This is a genomic window from Terriglobales bacterium (assembly GCA_035454605.1).
In the GTDB taxonomy this organism is placed as follows: domain Bacteria; phylum Acidobacteriota; class Terriglobia; order Terriglobales; family Acidobacteriaceae; genus DATMAB01.
This window is the reverse complement of the sequence record DATIGQ010000060.1, coordinates 1-6,887: the sequence shown is the minus strand read 5'-3', so window position 1 is coordinate 6,887 and position 6,887 is coordinate 1. Positions and strand designations below refer to the sequence as shown.

Annotated in this window: 5 protein-coding genes; all 5 read left to right on the top strand. The window is 64.4% G+C overall.

Going from position 1 to position 6,887, the window contains the following annotated elements; translation table 11 throughout:
* Window positions 1-220: 220 nt before the first annotated feature.
* The 5 genes from VLE48_04045 (at window position 221) to VLE48_04025 (ending at window position 6,308) form a co-directional block, all read left to right on the top strand.
* Entirely contained in the window at window positions 221-1,519 is a 1,299-nt protein-coding gene (locus tag VLE48_04045; GenBank protein HSA92159.1) for a hypothetical protein, read from the top strand.
* 19 nt (window positions 1,520-1,538) lie between these two features.
* Window positions 1,539-2,105 carry a Zn-ribbon domain-containing OB-fold protein gene (locus tag VLE48_04040; protein HSA92158.1) on the top strand — a complete coding sequence of 189 codons (567 nt, stop codon included), beginning with the start codon at window positions 1,539-1,541 and terminating at the stop codon, window positions 2,103-2,105.
* A 92-nt stretch (window positions 2,106-2,197) separates the two neighbouring features.
* Complete coding sequence (locus VLE48_04035; protein HSA92157.1) at window positions 2,198-3,715, top strand: tetratricopeptide repeat protein; 1,518 nt, start codon at window positions 2,198-2,200, stop codon at window positions 3,713-3,715.
* Window positions 3,716-3,832: 117 nt separating this feature from the next.
* Window positions 3,833-4,618 carry a PP2C family protein-serine/threonine phosphatase gene (locus VLE48_04030; GenBank protein HSA92156.1) on the top strand — a complete coding sequence of 262 codons (786 nt, stop codon included), beginning with the start codon at window positions 3,833-3,835 and terminating at the stop codon, window positions 4,616-4,618.
* 88 nt (window positions 4,619-4,706) lie between these two features.
* Window positions 4,707-6,308 (top strand): AsmA family protein, encoded by a 1,602-nt coding sequence (locus VLE48_04025; protein HSA92155.1) that lies wholly within the window; start codon window positions 4,707-4,709, stop codon window positions 6,306-6,308.
* Window positions 6,309-6,887: the final 579 nt, after the last annotated feature.

The window sequence follows — 6,887 nt, the reverse complement described above, 5'->3', positions numbered from 1 at the left end:
GACATCGGGCAGTATCTCAAGAAGACCTACGGAGAATAGGAGAGTACCGAGTACCGAGTACCGAGTACCGAGTACCGAGCACCAAGTACCCAGTACCGAGTCTGCCGAGGCTGCTTCCGGACAGCAGTCACCCCCTGAAGTGACGGGGCTCACTGAAGCGCTTCCTGAGGGCGTGGTCATCTAGCCGCATCGTTCCTGCCCCTTTTTCCAGGAGGCGCCTATGCGGCCTGTCTACATGATTGCGGGAGGCCTGACGAAGTTCCGCAAGGCCGAACCCCGCAAGTCGTTCCGGGTGATGGTGAAGGAAGCCTTCGACTACGCCATGCGCGACTGTCCCAAGCTCACCCGGGAGGTGATCGACGGCACGGTGGTCAGCTACTTCAGCGACCACTTCACCCGCCAACTCAAAGCCGGAGTGATGGCGGTGGACATGTGCGGCCTGGTGCCCAAGCCCACCATCCGGGTGGAAGGCGGAGGCGCCACCGGCGGTCTGTGCTTCCAGGAGGCCTGGCGGCACATCGCTTCCGGCTGGATGGACTGCGTGGTGGCCATGGGCTTCGAGACCATGTCGCATGTGAATACCTGGAAAGGCAACGAGTTCATCGCCCTGGCCAGCGATACCAACTTCGATTATCCGGTGGGCGGCTTCTACAGCGGCTACTACGCCATGATGGTGGTGCGGCACATGCACGAGTTCGGCACCACGGTGGAGCAGTTGGCCAAGGTGAGCGTGAAGAACCATCGCAACGCGCTGCATAATCCCTGGGCTCAGCACCACTACGACGTCTCGGTGGAGGACGTGCGCCGCTCGCCCATGGTGGCCTACCCGCTCACCATGCTGGACATCTGCACCATGTCGGACGGAGCGGCGGTGGCCATCCTGGCCAGCGAGAAGGTGGCGCAGCACTACTGTGAGAACCCGGTCCGGGTGCTGGGGGTGGGGATGGGCTCCGATGCCATGCGCATGGCCGACCGCCCGCAGAAAGACGTGGTCCTGCTCAAGCACGAGGACCCGCAATGGTACAAGGACCTGAAGTATCCGGGAGTGCACAGCTTCCGCGCCGGACGCATGGCGTGCAAGATGGCCTACGAAAAGGCCGGCATCGAAGATCCGCGCAAGGACCTGGATTTCGTCGAACTCCACGATGCCTACACCTCGAGCGAAATCCAGACCTATGAGGATATGGGACTGTGCCGTTATGGCGAGGGCGGCAAGTTCATCGACCAGGGTCATCCTGAACTGAGCGGCTCGATCCCGGTGAATCCCTCCGGTGGGTTGATCGCCTGCGGGCATCCAGTGGGCGCCACCGGCCTGATGCAAGCGGTGTTCGCCTTCTGGCAGCTCCAGGGAACCATCGCCAAGCACAACCACGGCGACGGCACCATCCAGGTGAAACAGAAGAGGGGCCGGATGCGGCGGCCGATGCGCGGCGCCATCCACAGCCACGCCGGGACCGGCACCTATGTGACCGTGAGCATCCTGGAAAGCACCAACTGGTCGGGACCGAAAGTCGCGTAAAGGAAAAGAGGAGGAAACCATGGCCAGCAAGGCGATGCGTAAGAAGCCGGCGCCGGCAGCGGTGGCCGGACCACCTCGTGCACTGCCCGCGTCCAAGCCCGTTTATGGCAAGGTGCGCCTGCCGGAGACCGACCAGGGCACGGTGGTCTTCGGCACCGATCCCCTGGTGGTGAAGGACCACTACGAGATCGACTATCTGCACAGCTACGCCGAGGATTCCCCCTTCTTTCTTGCCCTGGCACAAGGGAAGCTGCTGGGAAGCGAATGCACAGGCTGCGGCTACCGTTTCGCCACGCCCCGCGCGTACTGCATGGAATGCGGCGCGGCCACGCGCTGGTTCGAGCTGCCCCGCGAAGGCCGCGTACATACCTGGACCACCTGCCACTTCGGCTCGGAGGCTTTCCTGAAGGAGACGCCGTTCAACCTGGCCCTGATTGAGTTCGACGGCGTGAATACGCTGCTGCTCACACGGCTGGTGGGAGCCACAGAGCAGGAAATGCGCGTCGGCATGGCGGTGAAGGCCCGCTTCCGCAGGCTGGCGCAGTTCAAGCCCACCGACGTCTACTTCGTGCCCGCCGACCGTTAGAGACCGACGTCCCGTTCAAGTGCGTTCCGGAACCGGAACGCTGGGATGAAACGGCGGCGGCTTCATCCTACCTGTCCTATAATCCCGTTTTTATGCGCCGTCAGCCGCCAGCGCTGCTTCTTCTGACGATTGCGGTCGTCTTGTTGCTGACCGCCTCCCCCGCCGTCGGGGACACCATCTACTTCAAGAACGGGACCTCCATCGAGGTCGCCAACGCGCGTGAGATCGAGGGCTACGTCGTCTACAACGCCGGCAAGGAGGTGTACAAGGTCCCGCGCAGCCAGGTGGAGCGCATCGTCAAGAGCCGCCCGGCATTTTCGGACATCCAGGTGGAGAAAGTCCGCTCCGGGCAAGCGATCTCGATGCCCGCGGGTTCCGAGGATTTCTTCCGCACCGGGCCGCCGGGCGCCGGCAAGGCCGACTCAGCGGGGGAGCTTCCCGAAAGCGCAACCAAACCCACCGGTCAGGTTTCGGAACCCGAGCCGGTGCGGCTTTCGCCCAGCGAACTGGCGCAGATCGAAAAGCAGGCGCATCCGCTCCAGGCCGCCGGCGCCTACTTTTCCGCAGCGCGCTATGAGCTGGGCCAACAGAATCCCGAGCAGGCGCTGGCGTATCTGAAGCGGGCGCTCACGCTGGTCCCCGACCATCCGCGCCTGCTGGAGTGGCAGGCGCACGCGCTGCTGCAACTCAACCGGTACGCGGAAGCGGCCGATGTGGCGCAGCGGGCAACTCGCGCCGACCCGAAATCGGCCACCGCCTTCCGCCTGCTGGGCAGCGCGCTCTACGAAATGGAGAAGACCAACGACGCCGTCGCCGCCTGGAGGCGCTCGCAGGCGCTCAGCCCCAATCCCAATGTGGAGAAGCTTCTGGCCAAGGCGGAGCGCGACGCCAACGTCGAAGACAAGCTCCGCAACAGCGAGAGCACGCACTTCTCCCTGCGCTACGAAGGGCCGGCCATTTCGGTGGCGTTGCAGCGGGGCATCCTGCCCACGCTGGAAAACCAGTACATGGAGTTGCGCAGCACGCTGGGCAACGCGCCGCCCCACAACCTGCTGGTGATGGTCTACGGCAACCAGACCTACCAGGACGTGACCGAGGGACCGGAGTGGGCGGGTGGCGAGTACGACGGACGCCTGCGCATCCGGGCGCGCGGCGTCGACACGCTGACGCCCGACTTCGCCCGCACTCTGAAGCACGAGCTGGCCCACTCCTTTATCGGCTACATGACCAAGAACCGCTGCCCAGGCTGGCTGAATGAAGGCATGGCGCAGATGCTGGAGCCGCGCCAGTGGACCCAGCGCGCGCCGGAACTGCTGGCGGCATTCCAGGCCAAGAAAGCCTTCCCGCTCCAGGCGCTGGAGCGGGGCTTCGGACGCTTCGGAGAGGAAGACGCCCATCTTGCCTACCTGCAAGCCGTAGCTACGGTGGAATACATCCGCAGCCGGCACGGCATGAACAGCCTGCTGGGACTGCTGGAGGAAATGGGGCGGGGCGTGCCCAACCAGCAAGCGCTGCGCAATGTCCTGCGAATGGATTACGAGGACCTGGATAAAGAAGTGGCCGAGCACTGGCAGCGTACGTACGGAAAGCAGGCGGCAGGACGCAGGTAGCTGGAAGCAGGTCTCAGGTGTCGGGTGCCAGCTCGCAGGGCCCGGTCCTCCGACTTCAGCGGTCACTTCGCCCGCGAGCGCGCTTGTGATAACGTAACTGCCCTCCCTTTACAAGCGATGCGCTTCCCGTTTCAGACCACGACCGAAGATAAGGCGGTACGGGTGCCGCTGCCCAGCCCGCGGCCGGTCCTGAAGGCCGGCAGCGTGGCGGTGTCCTACGCGGTGACGCGCATGGCCGGTGATTTCTGCGACCTGCAGGAAACGAGCGAGCCGCGGCTGGTGGTGGTCCTGCTGTTGGATATCGCGGGACGGCGCAGCGACGCACTGAGCGTAGCAGCGGCGGTGCAGGAACGGTATCGGGCACGCATCCCGGAACTGTTCAACCGCCCCGACGTGAACCAGGCCGATGCTCTCACCGAGCTGCTGATGGAAATCAATCGCGGGCTGCTGGAGGCGTCCAATGGCGTGCGCTGCACTCCCGCCTTTCTCGCCTGCTACGAGGAAGGCCTGGGCACGCTTACCTACATCAACGCGAGACACGAACCGGCGCTGCTGCGCGACGACGCGGGTGTCGTGTTGCTGGAATCGCATGGTCCGCCGTTGGGCCTGTTCTCGCATACCACGTACGACGCGCAGCACTCGGTGCTGGAGCCGGGCGCGGCGCTGCTGGTGGCCTCACGCGGCGTGATTGACGCGCGCAACGGACGTAAAGAGTTCGGCATCGAGCGCCTGAAGGAAACGCTGCAGGCGCGCCCTTTTTCCGACGCCGCCGAGCTGTGCGGCGTGGCGCTGGAGGCGGTGCGCGTGTACGTGCGCGGCAATCCTCCGCAGGACGACATGACCACCGTCGCCCTGGTGCGCGCGCCGCTGGCCTACTTCGCCGCCGCGCATCCTTTGCTCTGACTTCCCTGCGGTGCTAGCATGAACTCCTCCCGGCTGCTGTGCGTGGCCATCATCCGCATCGCTCCTCGTTGACGCTGGAGGTTCAGCCGTGAAACGCAAGGGTCTCATCATCGCGGGCGCTCTGCTTGCTGTGCTGGTGATCGCGGCCGTAGCGCTGCCGCTGCTGATAAACGTGGACAGCTTCCGGCCCACGATCCAGTCGGAAGCCAGCGCCGCCCTCGGCCGCGAAGTGCGCATCGGCAAGCTGGACCTTTCGCTGCTGGCCGGCGGCGTCACTGCCAGCGATCTATCCATCGCGGACGATCCCGCGTATAACCGCGAGCCGTTCCTCCAAGCCAAGACGATGGAGGTGGGCGTGGAGATGCTGCCGCTGATCTTCTCGCAGTCGCTCCAGGTGCGTTCGCTCACGCTGGTGGAGCCGCAGATCACGCTGCTGAGCACGCCCGGCGGCAAATGGAACTTCTCCAGCCTGGGCGCTAAGGAGGCGAAGAAGACACCGGCCGCCAAGCCACCAGCGGTTTCCATCGGGGTGCTGAAGATCGTGGATGGAAAACTGGCGATCGGCCGGGCCGGGCGCGGCGGCAAGACGCGTGTCTATGAAGACGTCCAGCTCACCGCCAAGAACGTCTCCATGACTTCTCCCGTCGAGTTCGAACTGCAGGCCAAGACGCCCAGCGGCGGCAAGCTGCACGTGGAAGGTGAGGCTGGTCCTCTGGATGCCAAGGATGCCGCTCGCAGCCCGATCGAGGCCGAAGTGCACGCCGAGGGCGTGGACCTGGGGGCTACGGGATTCCTTGATCCTTCCAGCGGCATCGGCGGCAAGCTGGATCTGACGGTCAGCGTGAAATCCGACGGCAAGGAGGCACGCGCCGAGGGCACCGCCAAAACGGCGGGACTCAAGCTCGCCCGCGGAGGCCAGCCCGCCCGCCAGCCGGTGACCTTCGAGTTCGCCACCGACTACGAGCCGCAGCGCAACGCGGGAACCCTGAGCAAAGGCGACATCAAGGTCGGCTCCAGCGCGGCCAAGCTTTCCGGCAACTACGACACGCGCGGCGAATCTGCCGTGGTACACCTCAAGCTGCGCGGGGAGCAGATGAAGGTGGACGACGTTTCCGGGCTGCTGCCGGCGTTCGGCGTGATCATGCCGCCGGGCTCGTCGCTGCAGGGCGGAGTTGCGTCGGCAAATCTCTCCATTGACGGGCCGTTGGACCGTCTGGTGATCACCGGGCCGCTCAACGTCTCCGCCACGCGCCTGGCGGGCTATGACCTGGGTTCGAAGATGGGAGCGCTCGCCGCTTTCAGCGGCATGCGCACCGGCTCCACCACCGAGATCCAGACGCTGAGTTCGGGCCTGCGGGTGGCGCCCGATGGCATTCGTGCCGACAACATCAACCTAGTGGCGCCGGCGCTGGGCTCGGTGACCGGCGCAGGCACCATCGGGGCCAACAACTCGCTGAACTTCCGCATGGTGGCCAAGCTGGCGCAGGGCGGCGGGCTGGCGGGCGGGCTTTCTGCGCTCTCCACCTTCGGGCAGTCGAAGGGAGCCATTCCCTTCATGATCCAGGGCACGACTTCCAATCCCGTCTTCGTGCCGGACGTGGCCGGGGCGATGGGACAAACCGTGGGCGCGCCCGTGACCGGCGCCGAGAGCATCCTGGGCCTGTTCGGGAAGAAGAAGAAGCAGCAGTAGCTTCCGGCTTTGGCGGCAGCCGGGTTTCCTGGCGGGGTAACGAAGCCGTTAACCCATACCTACCCCTCCCCCCTATACCCCTCCAGTGGAATCATTGGGTTAGGCGGAAATTCCCGCTGAGTCCCAAGATCTAAAGGAGTTAGAGGTAAAGTCCCGCGGAAAAAGGACTTAGCTCGCCCTCCTCTAGACGCGACCTAGTGGAATGAGGGGACTAGCGGCGCGCTCCTTGCAAAGTCTCGTTTTCAAAGAACTTAGCGAAACGCCTGGCTATCGTCTAGGTATTCCGGCTGGATAACCAGCAATAAGCGACAATATCATTGCATTGCAGAATTGTCAAGCGATTGTTTTGACAGTATCACGGAGAAAAATGCCTACGGGACAAAAAAGGGCCCTGTCCCGGCAGGTGAGGAGTGAGCCGGCGGGGCCGATCATTCGGTGCGGCGGACGGGATCCGGGCGGGTGCCTGGGGCAGGATGGACGACCTGGCGGCTTACGCGCTCGAGGCCGTTAGCTACCACGTTGAGTCTCTCCGTGAACTCGATGTAGCGACCCTTTTCATCAACTCCATCGCCCTTCAGA